19 protein-coding genes are annotated in these 17,000 nt (G+C 72.0%); 10 read left to right on the plus strand and 9 right to left on the minus strand.

Features of this window, described 5'->3' with window-relative positions; all coding sequences use genetic code 11:
* Positions 1–4: 4 nt before the first annotated feature.
* From chvE to ACWGN5_RS21785, 4 genes are all read right to left on the minus strand, one after another.
* Positions 5–1,114 carry a multiple monosaccharide ABC transporter substrate-binding protein gene (gene chvE / locus ACWGN5_RS21770; RefSeq protein ID WP_453517591.1) on the minus strand — a complete coding sequence of 370 codons (1,110 nt, stop codon included), beginning with the start codon at positions 1,112–1,114 and terminating at the stop codon, positions 5–7.
* A 5-nt stretch (positions 1,115–1,119) separates the two neighbouring features.
* Positions 1,120–2,103: a hypothetical protein gene (locus ACWGN5_RS21775; protein ID WP_453517593.1), complete on the minus strand. Its 984-nt coding sequence runs from the start codon at positions 2,101–2,103 to the stop codon at positions 1,120–1,122.
* Positions 2,104–2,240: 137 nt separating this feature from the next.
* Positions 2,241–3,248 (minus strand): zinc-dependent alcohol dehydrogenase, encoded by a 1,008-nt coding sequence (locus tag ACWGN5_RS21780; RefSeq protein WP_453517595.1) that lies wholly within the window; start codon positions 3,246–3,248, stop codon positions 2,241–2,243.
* Positions 3,245–4,408: a mandelate racemase/muconate lactonizing enzyme family protein gene (locus ACWGN5_RS21785; RefSeq protein ID WP_453517598.1), complete on the minus strand. Its 1,164-nt coding sequence runs from the start codon at positions 4,406–4,408 to the stop codon at positions 3,245–3,247. Before ACWGN5_RS21785 ends, ACWGN5_RS21780 begins: the two co-directional genes overlap by 4 nt.
* A 352-nt stretch (positions 4,409–4,760) precedes the next feature.
* Between ACWGN5_RS21785 and ACWGN5_RS21790 the strand changes: the two genes are divergently transcribed.
* Positions 4,761–5,858, plus strand: a complete 1,098-nt coding sequence (locus ACWGN5_RS21790) for a baeRF2 domain-containing protein (RefSeq protein WP_453517600.1) — start codon at positions 4,761–4,763, stop codon at positions 5,856–5,858.
* 20 nt (positions 5,859–5,878) lie between these two features.
* On the opposite strand, the gene ACWGN5_RS21795 is transcribed toward ACWGN5_RS21790, so the two are convergent.
* Both ACWGN5_RS21795 and ACWGN5_RS21800 read right to left on the minus strand, forming a co-directional pair.
* Entirely contained in the window at positions 5,879–6,331 is a 453-nt protein-coding gene (locus tag ACWGN5_RS21795) for a YbhB/YbcL family Raf kinase inhibitor-like protein (protein ID WP_453517603.1), read from the minus strand.
* A gap of 116 nt (positions 6,332–6,447) precedes the next feature.
* Positions 6,448–7,098, minus strand: a complete 651-nt coding sequence (locus tag ACWGN5_RS21800; RefSeq protein ID WP_453517605.1) for a nitroreductase family protein — start codon at positions 7,096–7,098, stop codon at positions 6,448–6,450.
* Positions 7,099–7,183: 85 nt separating this feature from the next.
* On the opposite strand from ACWGN5_RS21800, the gene ACWGN5_RS21805 reads away from it, so the two are divergent.
* Both ACWGN5_RS21805 and ACWGN5_RS21810 read left to right on the plus strand, forming a co-directional pair.
* Positions 7,184–7,873: an IclR family transcriptional regulator gene (locus ACWGN5_RS21805; RefSeq protein WP_453517608.1), complete on the plus strand. Its 690-nt coding sequence runs from the start codon at positions 7,184–7,186 to the stop codon at positions 7,871–7,873.
* A 205-nt stretch (positions 7,874–8,078) separates the two neighbouring features.
* Positions 8,079–8,855 carry a hypothetical protein gene (locus ACWGN5_RS21810; protein ID WP_453517611.1) on the plus strand — a complete coding sequence of 259 codons (777 nt, stop codon included), beginning with the start codon at positions 8,079–8,081 and terminating at the stop codon, positions 8,853–8,855.
* 110 nt (positions 8,856–8,965) lie between these two features.
* Here the strand turns inward: ACWGN5_RS21810 and ACWGN5_RS21815 are convergent, their stop codons facing one another.
* On the minus strand, positions 8,966–9,655 hold the full coding sequence (locus ACWGN5_RS21815) for a TetR/AcrR family transcriptional regulator (protein WP_453517613.1): 690 nt from the start codon (positions 9,653–9,655) through the stop codon (positions 8,966–8,968).
* 178 nt (positions 9,656–9,833) lie between these two features.
* On the opposite strand from ACWGN5_RS21815, the gene ACWGN5_RS21820 reads away from it, so the two are divergent.
* The 3 genes from ACWGN5_RS21820 (at position 9,834) to ACWGN5_RS21830 (ending at position 12,801) form a co-directional block, all read left to right on the plus strand.
* On the plus strand, positions 9,834–10,397 hold the full coding sequence (locus ACWGN5_RS21820) for a hypothetical protein (protein ID WP_453517615.1): 564 nt from the start codon (positions 9,834–9,836) through the stop codon (positions 10,395–10,397).
* Entirely contained in the window at positions 10,394–11,353 is a 960-nt protein-coding gene (locus ACWGN5_RS21825; protein ID WP_453517618.1) for an NAD-dependent epimerase/dehydratase family protein, read from the plus strand. The genes ACWGN5_RS21820 and ACWGN5_RS21825 overlap by 4 nt, the downstream gene beginning before the upstream one ends.
* Before the next feature lie 77 nt (positions 11,354–11,430).
* Positions 11,431–12,801, plus strand: coding sequence for a HEAT repeat domain-containing protein (locus ACWGN5_RS21830; RefSeq protein WP_453517621.1), 1,371 nt, complete (start codon positions 11,431–11,433; stop codon positions 12,799–12,801).
* A gap of 329 nt (positions 12,802–13,130) precedes the next feature.
* Here the strand turns inward: ACWGN5_RS21830 and ACWGN5_RS21835 are convergent, their stop codons facing one another.
* Positions 13,131–13,334: a cold-shock protein gene (locus tag ACWGN5_RS21835; RefSeq protein WP_147981444.1), complete on the minus strand. Its 204-nt coding sequence runs from the start codon at positions 13,332–13,334 to the stop codon at positions 13,131–13,133.
* On the opposite strand from ACWGN5_RS21835, the gene ACWGN5_RS21840 reads away from it, so the two are divergent.
* Positions 13,333–14,112: a hypothetical protein gene (locus ACWGN5_RS21840; protein WP_453517624.1), complete on the plus strand. Its 780-nt coding sequence runs from the start codon at positions 13,333–13,335 to the stop codon at positions 14,110–14,112. The two genes, ACWGN5_RS21835 and ACWGN5_RS21840, sit on opposite strands and share 2 nt — an antisense overlap.
* Positions 14,109–14,585: a tautomerase family protein gene (locus tag ACWGN5_RS21845; protein ID WP_453517627.1), complete on the plus strand. Its 477-nt coding sequence runs from the start codon at positions 14,109–14,111 to the stop codon at positions 14,583–14,585. Before ACWGN5_RS21840 ends, ACWGN5_RS21845 begins: the two co-directional genes overlap by 4 nt.
* A 59-nt stretch (positions 14,586–14,644) precedes the next feature.
* Here the strand turns inward: ACWGN5_RS21845 and ACWGN5_RS21850 are convergent, their stop codons facing one another.
* The gene (locus tag ACWGN5_RS21850; protein ID WP_453517629.1) at positions 14,645–15,229 is read right to left on the minus strand and encodes a TetR/AcrR family transcriptional regulator; all 585 of its coding nucleotides are present in this window, start codon (positions 15,227–15,229) and stop codon (positions 14,645–14,647) included.
* 79 nt (positions 15,230–15,308) lie between these two features.
* Between ACWGN5_RS21850 and ACWGN5_RS21855 the strand changes: the two genes are divergently transcribed.
* The gene (locus ACWGN5_RS21855; protein WP_453517631.1) at positions 15,309–15,758 is read left to right on the plus strand and encodes a tautomerase family protein; all 450 of its coding nucleotides are present in this window, start codon (positions 15,309–15,311) and stop codon (positions 15,756–15,758) included.
* Positions 15,751–16,776 (plus strand): zinc-dependent alcohol dehydrogenase, encoded by a 1,026-nt coding sequence (locus tag ACWGN5_RS21860; RefSeq protein WP_453517634.1) that lies wholly within the window; start codon positions 15,751–15,753, stop codon positions 16,774–16,776. The genes ACWGN5_RS21855 and ACWGN5_RS21860 overlap by 8 nt, the downstream gene beginning before the upstream one ends.
* The last annotated feature ends 224 nt before the right edge of the window (positions 16,777–17,000 follow it).

Here is a 17,000-nt window from a genome sequence, read left to right on the forward strand (position 1 = left end):
CCGGCTACTTCAGGTCCGCGGCGGTGTAGTAGCCGCCGCCGACCAGGACCTGCTCGTAGTTGGTCTTGTCGACGCTCACCGGCTGGAGCAGGTAGGCGGGGACGACCTTGGTGCCGTTGTCGTACGTCTTGTCGTCGTTGACCTCGGGCTTCTTGTCGTGCAGCGCGGCGTCGACCATGTTCGCGGCGACCTTGGCGAGCTCCCGGGTGTCCTTGTAGACGGTCTGGGTCTGCTCGCCCGCGATGATCGACTTCACCGAGGCCAGCTCGGCGTCCTGGCCGGTGACCACCGGCAGCGGCTTGGACTTCGAGCCGTAGTCGTCGGACTTGAGCGCGGACAGGATGCCGATGGAGATGCCGTCGTACGGCGAGAGCACCGCGTCCACCTTCTCCGTCTTGTACGCGGAGGTGAGGATGTCGTCCATGCGCTTCTGCGCGGTGCCGCCGTCCCAGCGCAGGGTGGTGACCTGGTTGAGCGCCGTCTGACCCGAGCCGACCACCAGCTGCTTCTTCTCGATGTACGGGTTCAGCACGCTCATGGCGCCGTTGAAGAAGTACTTGGTGTTGTTGTCGTCGTTGGAGCCGGCGAACAGCTCGATGCGGAACGGCCCCTTCTTCGATCCGTCCTTCAGACCGAGCTTCTCGACGATGTACGTGGCCTGGAGCTCGCCGACCTTCGTGTTGTCGAAGGAGGCGTAGTAGTCCACGTTCTTCGAGCCGAGGATCAGCCGGTCGTAGGCGATGACCGGGATGTGCGCGTCGGCGGCCTGCTGGAGGACGTTGTTCAGGGACTTGTTGTCGATGGCCGCGACCACCAGGGCCTTCACGCCCTGCGTGATCAGGTTCTCGATCTGGGCGACCTGCTGGTCCGAGTCGTCCTCGCCGAAGACCAGCTTGGTCTTGTACCCCTTCGCCTCCAGGTTCTTGACGACGTTCTTGCCGTCGGCGATCCAACGCTCGGAGGACTGGGTCGGCATCGCGATGCCGATGGTGGCACCCTCGGCGCCGGTCGAGCTGTCCTTGCCTCCGCCCTCGGCGCTCTGCCCGCAGGCGGCGAGCAGGAGGGAGGCGGTCACGGCCAGGGCGCCGGTCACGGCGGTTCTGCGGTTGGGCATGGTCATCAGTCCTCGTTCTTCTCGTCGTTGAGATCGAAGCGATTCAGGAACCCCGGCAGCCGGGAGCCGAGCGGCGCCATCGCGCCGTCCGCGCCGTGCCGGGCGAGCAGGTCGAGGGCGAGGCGGCCGCGCCGCACCCGCTCCCGGGCGGTGTCGAGGGCGAGGGTCCGCAGATGGGTGCCGTACGGATAGATCCCGGGCGCCTTCGAGAGGCCGAACTTCAGGTAGATCGGTGCGCCGCGCCGGATCAGCTCGGCGACCTCGTACATCCGCACATAGCCGCCGAGGTCGTCGGGGGCCTCGATGTACATGTCCATGGGTGCGGCGGACACCCGCCGGATCTCGGTGAGGTGATCGAGCGTCAGGTCGCTCGGCACGTTGATCGAGTCGGCGCCGAGCCGCTCGTACACCGCGTACGAGGCGGGGTTGACCGGGCCGATCAGCGCGGAGACCTTGAGCGTGGTGTCGGCCGGGATGACGCCCAGGCTCCGGGCCCGGTGCAGCGCCCACAGCACGCCCTCGTCGGCGACGAGCAGGCACTTCACGCCCAACTCCGTGGCGCGTACGGCGTCTTCGACGCACCCGGCGACGGCGTCGTGGCCGCGCGCCCGCAGTCCGGCCCCGCGCGAGTCGGTGCGCACGGAGCCGCCGATGTCCCAGGTGCCGCGCGGGCCGGTGAACAGGCAGAGCTCGATGGCGCGTTCGTCGGTGGCGGCGACCATCTCGGTGATCTCGGCGTCGGTCAGCATCCACACGCCGCTGCCCTGGCTGATGCGGTGCACCGGTACGTCGAGCCGGTCGGCCTCCTCCAGGACCACGGCCAGCGCCTCGGGCCCCTCGCAGGACGGGATCTCGGTGCGCCAGCGGCCCCCGCCGGGGAAGGTGTGCGGCGAGGCGTCGGCGGGGTCGGGGGCGGGCGCCCCCAGGCCGAGCGCGGCGAGCGCCTGCTCGGCGGGCCGACGGGCGGTCGGGGCGGGGGTGTCGGTCACAGGCTGTCCTTCTCGTTCGAAATTTCGGACATGGTTCGGAGCTGTGGGTGTGAGGCGATCGGGGCGGTACGGCGCCGGGGCCGATGGTCTGCGGGGTACGGCCTACGGGCTGCGCCGCTCGGGCTGAGCTTCGCGGGCTACGGCCGCAGCAGCACCTTGCCCACCTTCGGGTCGCCGGCCCCCACGAGCGCCATGGCCTGCCCGAACTCGGACAGCGGCAGCTCGTGCGTGACCAGCGGCAGCGGGTCGAGCAGTCCGGCCGCGAACAGGCGCGTGGCGTGCGCCCAGGCGGCCGGCGGGGCACCGAAGACGGTGTGCACGGTCAGCTGCCGGACGACCAGGTCCGTGGGGTCCAGCCCCTCGGCGCCGGGCGCCGGGATCCCGGTCAGGACCAGGCGCCCGCCACGCCGCAGCAGACCGGCGGCGGTGCGGGCGGCGTCGGCGGAGCCGGCGGCCTCGATGACCACGTCGAGGTCGTCCGGGAGGTCCTGGTCGCGGGTGCGGAACTCGGTGGCGCCGAGCCGCCGGGCGAGCTGCTCCCGCTCGTCCCCCACGCCGACGACGAGCAGCCGAGCGGGGGAGGCGGCCGCGAGGAGCCGCACCGCGAGCAGGCCGAGGGTGCCGGTGCCGACGACCGCGACCCGCTCACCCGGCCGGGCGCCCGCCCTGAGCACCGCAGCCGCCACGCAGGCCGCGGGCTCCAGGAGGGCGGCAGCGGTCAGGTCGGCGTCGTCCGGCAGGACGTGCAGCAGCCGGGCCGGGAGGGTGAGGGTGGGGGCCATGGCGCCGGGCAGGGTGAAGCCGGTCTCCTCGTACCCGGCGGTGCACAGGGTCGTATCGCCCGCGTGGCAGCGGTCGCAGACCTGACAGTTGCGGAAGCCCTCCCCCACCACCTTGCGCCCGGCCAGTGTCGCGGGCACGCCCGCGCCGACCCGCTCGACGGTCCCGGACCATTCGTGGCCGGGGACCAGCGGGTAGCGGACGTAGCCCTCGGGACGGCTGCCCTGGTAGACCTCGCGGTCGCTTCCGCACACGCCGACCGCGTGCACGGCCACCAGCGCCTCGCCCGGGCCGGGCTCGCGCGGCACGTGCGGGACGAGCCGGTACGTGCCCGGCGCGTCGACGACGAGGGCCTGGCCGCTCACCGGGTCTCCCGGGGCCGGCGCTGCTCCCAGCCCTCCGACCACAGGTCGAAGCGGGCCTGCTGCTGCGGGAACTCGGCGACCGCGTCCACGTCGAGCTCGACGCCGAGGCCGGGCGCCTCGGAGAGGTGGAAGCAGCCCGTCTCCGGGTCCACCTGCGGAGCCCCCTTGACCACCTTCTTGATCTCGGCGTCAGCGAAGTCGTTGAAGTGCTCCAGGACCTTGAAGTTCGGGGTGGTGAAGCCCACTTGGAGAGAGGCGGCGGTGAGGACCGGGCCGCCGACGTTGTGCGGGGCGACCATCATGTAGTGGGTCTCGGCGGTGGCGGCCAGCTTGCGGGTCTCCCAGATGCCGCCGATGTGGCCGACGTCCGGCTGGAGGATGTCCGCGGCCTGGTTCTCGAACAGCTCGCGGAACTCGATCCGGTCGTGGATCCGCTCGCCGGTGGCGATCGGCAGGTCCACCTTGTCGGCCACCTTCTTGAGGGCACTGAGGTTCTCCGGCGGCACCGGCTCCTCCAGCCAGGCCGGCCGGAACGGCGCGAGATCGTGGGCCAGGCGCACCGCGGTCGAGGGGGAGAAACGGCCGTGCATCTCCAGCATCAGCTCGGCGTCGGGGCCGATGGCGTCCCGCACCGCTTCGACGAGCGAGACCGCGTACCGGCTCTCGGCGTGGCCGAGCTCGTAGTGACCGTTGCCGAAGGGGTCGATCTTCAGGGCCCGGTAGCCGCGCTCGACCACTCCGCGGGCGGCCTTGTGGTACGCCTCCGGAGTGCGTTCGGTCGTATACCACCCGTTCGCGTAGGCCTTCACCCGGTCGGTGACCTTGCCGCCGAGCAGCTGCCAGACCGGAACGCCCAGGGCCTTGCCCTTGATGTCCCAGCAGGCCATCTCCACGACCGCGATCCCGGACATCACGATCTCCCCGGCCCGGCCGTAGTCCCCGTACTTCATGCGCCGAACGAGATCCTCGACGGCGAACGGGTCCGAGCCGCGGACGTGGTTGACCTCGGCCTCGCGCAGATAGCCGAGGAGCGCGTCGGTGTGCCCCAGCATCCGGGTCTCACCGATGCCGGTGAGACCCTCGTCGGTGTGGACCTGGACATAGGTCAGGTTGCGCCACGGTGTTCCGACGACGTGTGTGCTGATTCCCGTGATCCGCACGGCGGTTGACTCCCTGCTGTTCGAGATTTCGTCATGCGTTCGAAATTCTGGCGTGACAGTAGGGAGGCCGCACGGGGGCCGTCAAGAGGTCGTACGAGACCGGCTTGCGGGCGGACCGCGCAGGCCGGTCCGGGCACCGGCGACGGGCACCGTCACGCCGTACGACCACCCGGACGTCGCCGGCCGCGCCCGCCGAGCCGGTGACCCCCGCAGGCGCCCCCGTCCGGCGTCCACCACGCTCCCGCCGGGCAGACCGCCCGCCACCTCTCTGCGCCCGTCGGGCTCCGTCGCCGTCTCGGCCAGGCATCATCGAAGGTGAGGAGACCATCGGCACCATCGACGAGGAGTGGCGATGAGGTTGTCGTTCCTTGAACCCGTCTACGCGGAGCCGGGCCCGTACGTCTCCGTCTACCTGGACACCTCCCGGAACGTCGAACATCCCGAGCGGGCGATCGCCCTGCGCTGGGGGCGGCTGCGCGAGACCCTGTCCCGTCAGGGCGCGGACCAGGGGCTCCTGAACGTCCTGGAAGAGGCGGTCGGCACCGACACCGAGGTGCCCGGGGTGCACGGGCAGACCCTCTTCGCCGCCCACGGCACGCTCGTCCTGAACGGGGAGCTGCCCTGGCCGCCCGAGCACGACTCCGCCCGCTACAGCACCCTGCCGGACGCCATGCCCCTCGTCACCCAGCACGTCCCGGAGATCCCGTACATGGCCGTGGTCGTCCACTACGGCGGCCTGCCGACCGCCGAGACCCATGGCTGGGTGACGCTGGAGGCGGAGACCGGCACCTGGCCCGTGTCCACCGTCACGCCGGGTGAGCGCCTGCATCGCAGGGTCGCCGTGGCGACCTGGCACCGCACCGCCCTCCGGCTCGGCCACCGGCTGGACGAGCGGGCACGGCGCGCCCATGCGGACGCGGTCGTGGTGGGTGGCGACGAGTGGGCGTGCAACGTACTGATCCGCCGGCTGCCGCACAGCCTTCGGGAGAAGGTCGTGCGCGTGGGCGGCCGGACCCCCACCGACACCGGACGCGCCCTCCTCGAACCACAGCTCGACGGCGTCTTCCGCGGCCACATGGCCGCGCACGACCGGGAGCTCGTCGACATCTTCATCGGCCGGCGCGCTCTGGACGGGCCCATGGCGGAAGGTCTTGCCGCCACCGTGGCCGCCCTCCAGCGCGGCCAGGTCTCGGCACTGCTGCTCAACCACCCGCCCGCGTCCTCGCTGCGGCTCTGGACGGGCTCCCAGCCCACTCAGCTGGCGCTCAGCGAGGCGGAGCTGACGTCCTTCGGTGTCCGGGCCCCGCGAGAGGAACGCGCCGACGAGGCCCTGGTCAGGGCCCTCGTCGGCACGGGCGCCGAACTGGTCGTCGTACCGGAGAGCGAGCTGGCGCTGGAGGAGGGCGTGGGCGCCCTGCTGCGGTACACCGACCCCGGAACCCCGTCGTGACGCCGACGGCGATCACGCGATCAGCGCTCGTAGGTCCCGACCAGCGTGCCCGAGGCCAGCTCCCTGCCCTTCAGGGCACGGTGGACGTCCTCGACGCCCGGGTGTTCGTGCAGCGGAAGCGGCTCGGACAGGGCGTACAGGCGGAAGAAGTAGCGATGCGGCCCGTGCCCCGGTGGCGGCATCGGGCCTCCCCAGCCGGCCCGCCCGAATCCGTTGGGCCAGGCCCGTCCGCCCTGGGGCGTCTGCCCCTCGGCCACCCCCGTGGTTCCCGGATCGATGCCGGTCACCAGCCAGTGCAGAAAGGTCGTCCTCGGCGCGTCCGGGTCCTCGCAGAGGAGCACCAGCTCCGTGGCCTCCTGGGGCACCCCCGACCAGGTCAGGGGCGGTGAGAGGTCCTCTCCCTCGCCGCTGTGGCGACGGGGGATCAGCGCTCTGTCGTCGAACGCGGTGCTGCTGATTTCAATTCCGCTCATGCGCGCCGCCCTACCCGCGGGCGACAGCGTCGGCACCGATCCGGACCGAAACCCCCCTTTCGGCCGAGCACACCTGCCCGTCCGGACTGCCGCCGCCGCCGTAGGGACCGTACGGGTCACCACTGGTCCCAGTGCAGGACCTGATCGCGCGGAATCCGCCGGGCCGGGCGGAAGTCGGTGCCGATCGTGTACGCGACCGGGATGAAGGCCGCCTGCATGACCTCCGCGTACGGGATGCCGAGCACGTCGGCGAACTCCCGCTCCAACGGCAGGTTCCCGGTCGTCCACACGGTGCCGAGGCCGCGCTCACGAGCGGCCAGCATGAAGCTCCACGCGGCGGGCAGGATCGACCCCCAGGTGCCGGCCTGGTGGGTGACGGAGAGGCCCTCGGTGCGTCCTTCGACGCAGGGGATGACATAGGCGGGCACCTCGTGAAGATGCCGGTACAGGTGCGTGACGCCCGTGTACACCCGCTCCATCACGCCCGGCGCGACGTCGGCCCGGCGCACGTCACGGGCGGGCAGCGGCAGGTGGGCCTCCGGGACGCCCAGGCTCGCCCGCCACAGGTCGGCGAGCACGGCCCGGCGAGCCGGATCGGTGACGATGACGAAGTGCCAGCGCTGCCGGTTGCGGCCGGTGGGCGCCTGGACGGCGAGGTCGACGCACTCCTCCAGGAGCGCGCGGGGCACCGGCCGGGTGAGGTCGAGGCGGTGGCGTACGGCGCGGGTGGTGGAGAGCAGAGTGTCGGAAGCGAGACCGAGGTTCATGCGTTGAGCCTCGTACGGCCCGTACGGGGACGGGAAGTCCGGGCTTTCACTGAGTGGAATCCGACGAGGAGACAGGGGCGGGGACGTGGGCGAGAGCGTGGCCGGACGGCTCTTCTCGGTACTGGACGCCTTCGAGGACGGCGGCGGCCCGGAGGCTCTGCGCCTCACCGACATCGCGGCCCGCACGGGGCTCCCGGCGCCGACGGCGCTGCGCCTGGTGCGGGAGCTGGTGGCGTGGGGCGGTCTGGAGCGCGGTGCTGACGGCACGTACCGGCTGGGGATCCGGCTGCGGGTGCTCGGCGCGGCCGCACCCTGCCCGCGCGGCCTCCTCGACGCGGCGCTCCCGACGCTGCGGGCGCTGGGCGCCCGGACGGGCGGCCACGCGGATCTGGCGGTGCTCAGCGCCCCGTCGGCCGGGGAGGTGCTGTGCCTGGTGAGCGGGGAGCGGCCGCCGCCGCACGCGACGGCGTACGGGAAGGTGCTGCTCACCGTCCCACCGGCGGAACTCCCCCGGCACACCCGGCACACGGTGGTCTCCCCGGGCGCCCTCGCCGGCCAGCTCGCTCGGATCCGGGCGGCCGGGCTCGCGGTCTGCGCCGAGGAGTTCCGGTTGGGCGAGGTGACGGTGGCCGCTCCGGTGCGGGGCCCGGCGGGGACGGTCGCCGCACTGGGCGTGACCGTCCCCACCGGCGTTCCCCTGGACCGGGTGACGGCGGCGGTCCGGGCGGCGGCCGGACGCGTACGGCCGCCTCTCGGACCGCCGCCGTCATCGTGAGGACCTGTTGCGGGAGTCGATCGCGGGGGACAGCGTGCGGGCTGGCCCGTCGGCACGCCGTCCGAGCGGTCCAGAAGCCGACGTTTCTCGTGATCACCGCCCGGCCCGAGCAGGAACCCGTTCACCCGTCCGCTCGTCATGTCCATGGGGGTCGCCAAAGACCCGACGCCCTTTCGCTCTTCACCGCCCAGGTCCGAGGAGATCCATGGTCGACACCGTCAACTCACTGGCCGCGTATGTGCACGAAAACCTCGTCGCGATCCTGACCCAGGGCCCCGCCTCGGTCGGCACCACGGGCCTTCACGCCGTCGTCGCGCGCGCCACGGCGCTCGGACCCGACGGCACGTGGCTCGTCGCCGCGGGCCATGCGAGCCTCGGCGCCCTGGCCACCACACAGGGACAGACGGACCACGCCATCCGCCACCTCGACGCCGCGGTGACGGCCGGCTACAACGACTGCGTGGGGCTCCATGTCCCCGCCATGCGCCCGCTGCATCACGATCCCCGCTTCCGAGCCCTGTACGAGCGGATGCGCATCACCCAGGCGGACCTCGCCGAGTTCTACTGGCTCCACCAGGAAATGCAGATCCTGTCGCAGGACGCCCAGCAAGCGAGCGTCGACAACCTCGGCCGCCTCGACACCGGGGTGTCACCGCTCCCCCTGGCCCCCATGCCGACCCGTGAACCGAACACCCTCGGCGTACTGATCACCCGCATCGAGCTCGCCGCCGTGCAGACCGCGCTCCAACGGGTCGTCATGAAGGCGGAGTTCCAGCGCAGTTCCGGCAACACCAGCCTCAGCCTCATCGACGACTCGTGGGACTACGCCCACGCCAGGCGCGACGCCTGGGACGCCGACGAGCTGGACTCCCGGCGCCAGCGGGCCGCCGCGGCCCGGGCCTTCGTCGCACGCCCCGGCGCCGGCACCACGCTCGCCCCCTGCCCGCCGCTCGGCTCGATCACCTACCCGAGCCCGAGCTGAGGAGGACGGCAGCGACGCTGCTCGGCGTACCCCGGCAGCGGCACTGCTGGGCGTACCGGCCCCCCCGTACGCCAGGACGCCGCCCGGCACCCGTACGCCGGAGAGGGGCTTCAGCCCTTCGCCCTCCCCTCGATGCCGTCCAGGACCCGGTCGAGTCCCCACGCGTACTGCTCGTCGGAGACGTACTGCGCGATCGTGTCCGCCGCTTCGGCCGTACGGGGATAGCGGTCGGCCGGGACGGCGCGGAGCTGCTCCCGGCGGGCCGCGACCCGCTCGTCGAGCGGCGGGGGCGGCGCGGGTGAGGGGAGTTCGGCGGCTTCCAGGGCGATCGCCCCGAGGACCTGGACGATCAGCAGGTACGAGGCGCGCGCCGCTTCCGTCGGATCGAGGCCGGCGTCCGCGAGGACCACGAGGAGGGCTTCGCCGAGCGCGAGGGCGTGAGGTCCGTCCATCGGGCCGGAGAGCAGCAGGGTGACCGCGCCCGGGTGGGCGAGCATGCGGTGCCGCAGATCGGCGGCGAGCGTGTGGATGCGCTCTCGCCAGGGTGTGTCCCGGGCGGTGAGGGCCGCGAGGTCCGTCTCGCCGAGCAGGTGCTCGACGACGGCGCGCACCACTGCGGCGCGGTCCGGGAAGTACGTGTAGACGGCGTTCGGCGCGAGTCCGAGTTCGGCGGCGATGCCCCGGATGCTCACCGCGTCGGCGCCACGGGTGCCGAGCAGCCGCATGGCCGCCGCGACCACCTCGTCCTCGCCGACCGCCCGCTTCCGGCCCCGCCTCGCCAGCGGCGTGTCCTGTGTCATCCGTACGCCTCCGTCATCCGTACGCCTCCTCGCTCGTCTCCTGACGCGAAACCTTGACGGGTCATTTTTGCACGGCGTACATTAATTGCACAGCGTACAGAAATTGGAGGTGCTCCCGATGCCTGCTCTCCCTCGCTCTCCCCTGCGTGTCTCCATACGCGGCCCCAGGCGCCCCGCCTTGCGCGTCTGGGTCCGATGGACTGCCGGTTTCCTCGCGTTCCCGATCGGCGGACTCGCGGGCCGCGCGGCGGCCGGGCCGGTCGACGACGCGATGAGCGCCCTGGTGGGCGGGGTCGTGACGGGGGCGGTGATCGGGGCCGGGCAGGCGCTCCTCTCCTCCGGCCGGCTGAGCCCGCCGCGCTGGGCCGCGGCCACCGCGGCCGGCAGCGGGCTCGGGCTCCTCCTCGGTGCCGCCCTGGTCGGCTATCGCACCGATCTCGGTTCACTGGCGCTCATGGGCGCCGTCGAGGGCGTCCTGCTCGGCGTGGCCCAGGCCTGCGCCCTGCCGCGCACCACCCGCCTGCCGTGGCTCTGGGCCGTGGCCATGCCCGCCCTGTGGGCGGCGGGCTGGACCGTGACCACGCTCGCCGGAGTCGGCGTGGACGCGCGGTTCACCGTCTTCGGCGCCACCGGCGCGCTCACCTTCTCCGCCCTCTCCGGCATCCTGCTCCACCGACTCCTGCCCGCCCCCACCCCCGGCCGGACCACCGGCTCGGACGTTCTCCGCGAGGTCGATGCATGAAGCACACCACCACCCCCCGTCACGTGATCTTCGGCTCCGGCGCCGTCGGCACGGCCGTCGCCGAGGCGCTGGTGCGCCGCGGGGAGTCCGTCCGCGTCGTCAACCGGTCGGGCCGGGCGGACGTCCCGGAGGGCGTCGAGGTGGTCGCGGGCGACGCGGCCGACCCCGCGTTCACCACCGCCGTGGCGGCCGGCGCGGCCGTCGTCTACCAGGCGCTCAACCCGGCGTACCACCGCTGGCAGCAGGAGTTCCCGACGCTGCAGGCCGGGGTGCTCGCCGCGGCCGAGGCGGCCGGAGCCCGGATGGTCTCGATGGACAACGTCTACAGCTACGGCGCGCCCGGCGGACGTCCGTTCACCGAGGAGACCCCCGACGCGGCCACCACCCGCAAGGGCCGGCTCCGGGGCGGGATGGCGCAGGACCTGCTCGCCGCGCACAAGGCCGGGCGCGTGGAGGTCGCGATCGGCCGCGCCTCCGACTACTTCGGGCCGCGCGGCGGCGCCCAGTCCAACCTCGGCGACCTGGTCTTCCCGGCGCTCCTCGGCGGGCGCACCGCGACCGTACTCGGCGATCCGGACCAGCCCCACACGTACACTTTCATCCCCGACATCGGGGAGACGCTCGCCCTCCTGGGCCTCCACCCCGACGCCCCGGGCCGCATCTGGCACCTCCCGAACGACCCGCAGACCCGCACCACCCGCGAGCTCGTCGACCTGGCCCACCAGGCCACCGGCCGCCCCGGCACCGCGCGGCTGCGCCGGATGCCGACGTTCGTCCTGTACGCGATGGGCGCGGTCAACCGCACGGTGCGCGAACTCATCGAGATGCAGTACGAGTTCGCCGAGCCGTTCGTCGTCGACTCCAGCCTCGTCCGGGACCGGCTCGGCGCCGTCGCCACCCCGGTCGAGGAGGCGCTGGAGCGGACGGTGGCGGCGTACCGCGCCCGCGCGAAGTGAGCAAGTCACAGGCGGCGGCACCCGTGGCCCCATAGCGCGCAACGTCCCTGTCAGTGCCGCCGGTTAGGTTGCCCGGCATGGATATGGAACTGCTGACCGAGTCCCTCTCAGGTTCCTGGGACTCCACCCGGTCGGCGCGCGACGTGCTCGTGGAGCAGGGCGAGACTGTCGTCGGGGCGGTGCTGGACGTGCTCCGCGACGAGCAGTCCCCCGTCGACTGGACGGTCTCGGCGGACGTGCTGTGCCGGATCGGGGAGCCCGCTCTCCTGCCTCTGGCGGACGCGGTCGCAGCCGCGGACTCGCCCGAGGTCGCGCGAAGGACCGGGTGGGCACTGGCGCGCCTCATGGTGGAGGGCCCGGCGGCCTACGCACCACTCCTGAACCATCCGCACCCGCGGGTCCGGAGCGATGCCCTCTTCGCCTTCCAGACCCACGCCGAGACGGCAGTGGGGTTCGTCGATCTGCTGATCCCCCTGCTGGGCGACCCGGAGCAGGAGGTCCGGCACCGGGCGGTCTGGGCGTTCAAGGCGATCGGCACCGCGGGCGTGCCCATCCTGCGCCGGGTTCGCCGGATGCCCGCGTCCGGCCCCCGGGTGCGGGCCGGCGCGCTCGAGGCCCTCGCGGCGATCGCCGGCCCCGACGGTCTCGACTCCAGGGACCAGGACGCCTGGCGTCGACTGACGGCGATCAAGCTGCTGGACGAGGTCCCGGACGGCATGCACCTGTGCGGGTCCTGGTACGCGGTGCCGACCACGGACCAGGACGCCGTGCTCGACGCGTTCGACCTGGGCAGTCCGCAGCCGGTCACCCTGCGGACCGGTGCGGCAGCCTGGAACCAGGACCACCACGACTGGGACCGGACCCCACCGCACGCCGCCTGTTCCCGCGTCTTCGTCAGCCCCGCCCTCGACGGCTGGACGCTCGTCTTCGGCGACTCCTCCCAGGACACCCACCGGATCGAGGACGCGGACGACGAGGACGAGGCCCTTCCCCTCGTCGTGAGGGAACGGTGCGCCGACCTGAGCCGGCGCTTCGGATCCGCCCAGTGGTACGGGATGAGCTGCGGCGACGGCTGGACCGCCTGGTGCATCGCCGAAGACGGCCAGGTCCTACGCCACTACGACGCGGAGGACGCCGAGGAGAACGGCGACGAGGAACCCCCACACCCGTCCGAAGCCGGCTACCTCCTGCCACACGAGGACGGCTTCCCCGAGGACGCGTTCGACGACGTGGACACCTCGGACTCCGAGGCGTTCACCACCCGCTACAACCAGGTCAAGGAAGACCTCAAGATCCCCGACACCTGCTACGCCAACGACATCGCGGCGCGGCTGTCGGTCGACCCCGCAGCCCTGGGACCCCACACCGCCACCTCAGGCCAAGGAGTCCTCGCCCTCACCACCTGCGGGCGCGAACACGGCCATCCGGCAGGGGCGCTGCCGGTATGACGCACCCACCCGCACCCGACGCGGACCGGGGGAGGCGGCGTAACCATCGCAGCAAGGCGGCCCTCAGCGTCGGGCAGCCCCCGATCTCCAGGTCCTCAAATGGAGCAGGACTGGTCGACGGAGCCGCGCCGGGCGAGTGGGCAAGCGGCTCGCGGCCGCTGTGGGGCCAGAGCCGTACTCCCCCGCCTCACCATCCGATGGCACTCCCGTGACGAGCAGCAGGGGGCGCAGGAGGCGGCTGCGATCGCGCGCCTTGTGCGCACGGAACGAACCACTCGCCGGACGGCGCCCGCACATGGTGCAGGCGCCGTCAGAAGCGGGAGCGGGGTTCAGCCGCGGATGATGTTCTCCGCCTGCGGGCCCTTCTGGCCCTGGGTGATGTCGAACGTCACCGTCTCGCCCTCGGTCAGTTCGCGGTATCCGTTTCCGGAAATGTTGGAGTAGTGAGCGAAGACGTCCGGTCCGCCTCCGTCCTGGGCGATGAAGCCGAAGCCCTTTTCGGAGTTGAACCACTTCACGGTGCCGCTGGCCATGCTGATCCTTCTGGTCAATTCACCGGTAGCCCGGATTCGAGCCACCCCGGGCGTCCCCTTCGGACGCCCGAACCAGTCCTCCCCGGACACCCTCGTACTTACACCCATTCACCGGATCTTGTTCGGAATCCATGCCGGCGAGCAGCACCTCGAAGGGCTCACCCCAATGCGGATGGGTACGAGGAGACGCTCGGCGGCAACCGGTCATGACCGAGACCCTTCCGCCGGAGTGGGGCGACGAGGGACCGAGAACCTGCACCGCATCCTGATGTGGCAACTGCTCCGTTTCACGGCACCGCCCCTCTCGGGCGCCTCCGACGCGGGACTCGTCCGCGGCGTCCTGCTGCCGCCGGAACGCCGAGGCATCAACCGCGTCGTACCGTGGGACGGCCACAGAATGGAAGGCTCGGCGGCGCACGACGTGCCTCTGATCCACCGGCAGGGGGACAACATCCCCTGGACCCACCTGATCGCAGCCTTCCGGCAGATCCTCGTCCATCCCCCCTCGTACCCGACGGCACCGACCCCATCAGCATTCCGTGCACCGACATCGGCCATGTACGTCAGCACGCAGGGCACCCTCGCCCCTCTCGGGATCGAGGTCGACCTCCACGACAAGTACGGCCGCGGACGTGCCGGCAACACCGCACTCATGGCCGCGGAACTCAAGAGCGACCGCTCCCCCTCCGGCAGCTCACACAGCAACGATATGACACTCGTTATAGCCGCGTGTACGGTGGCAGTCATGTATAACGACTGTCATAGGAGCTTGCCGTGACGATCATCACCGTCAACACGCCGACGGGACGCCTGAACCTGGAGCAGCGGCGCACCCTCGCCGAAACGCTGACGGATGCGGTCCTCGTACCGGAGGTGGGGCAGTTCGCTCCGCCCGCGCGGGTCGGGTTCCAGGTGCATTTCGTCGAGCGCCGGCCGGACATGATGGCGATCGGCGGACGACTGCTCGCGGACATCGGCCCGGATGCCGACGTCATGGCGATCGACGTGTCGGTGATGGACGGGGACTGGCGGCAGGAGGTCAGGACCGCGGTCATCGAGCGCATCCTGGCGACCCTTGCCGACGCCTGCGGACTCGCGGAGCCGGCACCGACCTGGTGGGTCAACTTCCGCGTCATCGACGAGGGAAGCTGGGGCTCCAGCGGCGGAGTACTGTCCGTCCTCTCGCTACTGGACACCGGAGCGTTCACGGCAGAGAAGGCCAAGGCGATCCGCGCGGCACTCGGCGCCTGACCCCAGCCCGCACCGGCCGTCCGCATCTCCTGCCAGGGATGCGGACGGCAGGGCCCGCGTCACTTCGCGATCGCGGCGGCGATGAGGCCCTGAAGCTGTTCAGCGGTGCGGTCGAGGGGCTGGGTGCCGCGCTGGGCCCGGCACATCGCCACGGTGCCCTCGACGGCCGCGACCGTGAGCGTGGCGAGTTGGGCGGCCTGTTCGGGCTCGGCACCGTACGCCCGGAGTGAGTCCGCCAGCAGCGTCTCCCACTGTTCGAACACCTCGGCCGCGGCCGTCAGCGCGGGAGGGATTTCGCCGTCCTGAGGTTCCTCGATGGCCACAGCCAGGACCGGGCAGCCGGCGTGGAAGTCGCTGTCCACGAGGATCTTCCGCCACAGGCCGAGAAAGGCCCGGAGACCCGCGACCGGCCCGGCCTCCAGCTCCTTGCGCAGGCTGCGGGCGACCCACTCACCGGTGTACCGGACGGCCTCGGTGGCCAGCTGCTGCTTGCCCTCGGGGAAGTAGTGGTACGTCGAGCCGAGCGGCGCCTTGGCGTGCTTGGCCATCTCCCGGATGCTCGTGGCGCTCAGCCCACGCCGGCTGATCATGTCCGCGGCGCCGGCCACGATCCGCTCGCGCGACGGCGTACTGCTCTTGATCACCTGGGGGCTCCCCTCTGGCTATAACGTCCGTCATAGTCTACCGTGACCAGCCTCTATAACGATCGTCATAGGAGCTGCCATGCCCATGATCCGGCTGACCCTCCCGTCCGGCGCCCTCACCGAGGAGGGCCGCACCACCGTCCAGCGCGACCTCGCGGCCGTACTGCTGCGCTGGGAGGGGGCGCCCGACACCCCCTTCTTCCGCGCCCAGGCGTGGAGCTATCTCGTCGAGCTGCCCGAAGGCGCCCAGACGACCGCCGAGGACGGCGCGCCCCGCTACCTCGTGGAGGTGACGGTGCCTCAGGGGGCACTGTCAGAGCGGCGGAAAGCCGGACTGGTACAGGAGGCGACGAGGACCGTCCTCGCCGCCGCCGGACTCACCCCGGCCGACGCACTGCGGGTGTGGGTGCTCGTACACGAGCAGCCGGACGGAACCTGGGGTGCGGGCGGCTCCGTCGTCCGCTACGCCGACCTGGTCGCCCTCGCCCAGCAGGACACGGAGCAGGACAAGGAGCAGGCCGATGCGTGAGCTCACGTACGTCGCCCGCCGCACGGTCGAGTGGCGCGAGGCCCCGGACCTTCGGGTGCGGTCGGCCGGCGAGGCGATCGTCGCACCCGTCGCCGCGACCTCTTGCGATGTGGACTCGGCGATCCTGGCCGGGCACGGATTCATCGACCCGCCGTTCGCCCTCGGGCACGAGTGCGTCGCTCGCGTCACCGACATCGGCGACGACGTGACCACCGCGGCGCCCGGCGACCTCGTCGTCGTGCCCTGGTCCATCAGCTGCGGCACCTGCCACCACTGCCGCACGGGGCTCACCGCCCACTGCACGTCGGTCCCGCACATGGCGATGTACGGGGCGCCGATCGGCGGCACCTGGGGCGGGCTCTTCTCGGACCTGGTCCGCGTCCCGTACGCCGACGCCATGCTCGTCCCGCTGCCCACCGGCCTCGACCCGGTCGCGATGGCCTCGGCGAGCGACAACTGGTCGCTGTCCTGGCGCCTGGTCGCCCCCCACCTCACCGCCCGACCGGGCGCCCGGGTCCTGGTCGTCGCCCGCGGGAGCATCGGCCTGTACGTGTGCGACATCGCCCGCTCCCTCGGCGCCTCCGACGTCCTCTACGTCGACCCCGACCCGGAGCACCGCACACTCGCCGAGGGCTTCGGCGCCCGCACCGCCGAGACCATCGAACCGATACGCCACGGCTTCGACCTCGCCGTCGAGGCAACCGGCCGAGTCGACCAACTGACCCTCGCCGTCCAGTCCCTCGCCCCCGAAGGCATCTGCGAGTCAGCCGGCAACCACTTCCGACCCGGCGAACTGCCCCTGCTCGACATGTACCTCACCGGCGTCACCCTGCGCATCGCCCGCGACAACGTCCGCGCCCACATCCCCGACGCCCTCGCCCTCGCCGCCTCCGGCACCGTCGACCCCGCACGCGTCGTCTCCCACATCCTCGACTGGGAACAACTCCCGGACGCCCTGCCCGAGAAACACCTCAAGCCGGTCTTCGTCCGCGACAGCCCGACAGCCTCCGCACGCTGAGCACCCACCCTCTCGGCCGTCGACGGAGAAGCGCCTGAACCACCGGGGACAGCGGTGACCGGTCGGCTGCGTGACTGCGACTCGCCTGCTCTGAGCGAGGGTCGGCAAGCGCGGGGCACGCGGCCTCCACGGAGGCCGAGGTGCCTCGCTGGTGGGCCGCACAGAGCAGGGGGACCTCGTCCGGTTGACGACATCCGATCCCACGGAGAGGGAAGCGTTCGACC

It is taken from the genome of Streptomyces sp. NPDC055815 (genome assembly GCF_053616475.1).

What these genes read in the sequence shown, in the direction of transcription:
- ACWGN5_RS21800 (WP_453517605.1), bottom strand. Translation starts at nt 7,098, where the DNA reads ATGAACCTCGGTCTCGCTTCCGACACTCTGCTCTCCACCACCCGCGCC.
- chvE (WP_453517591.1), bottom strand. Translation starts at nt 1,114, where the DNA reads ATGCCCAACCGCAGAACCGCCGTGACCGGCGCCCTGGCCGTGACCGCC.
- ACWGN5_RS21810 (WP_453517611.1), top strand. Translation starts at nt 8,079, where the DNA reads ATGGTCGACACCGTCAACTCACTGGCCGCGTATGTGCACGAAAACCTC.
- ACWGN5_RS21815 (WP_453517613.1), bottom strand. Translation starts at nt 9,655, where the DNA reads ATGACACAGGACACGCCGCTGGCGAGGCGGGGCCGGAAGCGGGCGGTC.
- ACWGN5_RS21840 (WP_453517624.1), top strand. Translation starts at nt 13,333, where the DNA reads ATGCTGATCCTTCTGGTCAATTCACCGGTAGCCCGGATTCGAGCCACC.
- ACWGN5_RS21825 (WP_453517618.1), top strand. Translation starts at nt 10,394, where the DNA reads ATGAAGCACACCACCACCCCCCGTCACGTGATCTTCGGCTCCGGCGCC.
- ACWGN5_RS21860 (WP_453517634.1), top strand. Translation starts at nt 15,751, where the DNA reads ATGCGTGAGCTCACGTACGTCGCCCGCCGCACGGTCGAGTGGCGCGAG.
- ACWGN5_RS21790 (WP_453517600.1), top strand. Translation starts at nt 4,761, where the DNA reads ATGAGGTTGTCGTTCCTTGAACCCGTCTACGCGGAGCCGGGCCCGTAC.
- ACWGN5_RS21795 (WP_453517603.1), bottom strand. Translation starts at nt 6,331, where the DNA reads ATGAGCGGAATTGAAATCAGCAGCACCGCGTTCGACGACAGAGCGCTG.
- ACWGN5_RS21830 (WP_453517621.1), top strand. Translation starts at nt 11,431, where the DNA reads ATGGATATGGAACTGCTGACCGAGTCCCTCTCAGGTTCCTGGGACTCC.
- ACWGN5_RS21855 (WP_453517631.1), top strand. Translation starts at nt 15,309, where the DNA reads ATGCCCATGATCCGGCTGACCCTCCCGTCCGGCGCCCTCACCGAGGAG.
- ACWGN5_RS21835 (WP_147981444.1), bottom strand. Translation starts at nt 13,334, where the DNA reads ATGGCCAGCGGCACCGTGAAGTGGTTCAACTCCGAAAAGGGCTTCGGC.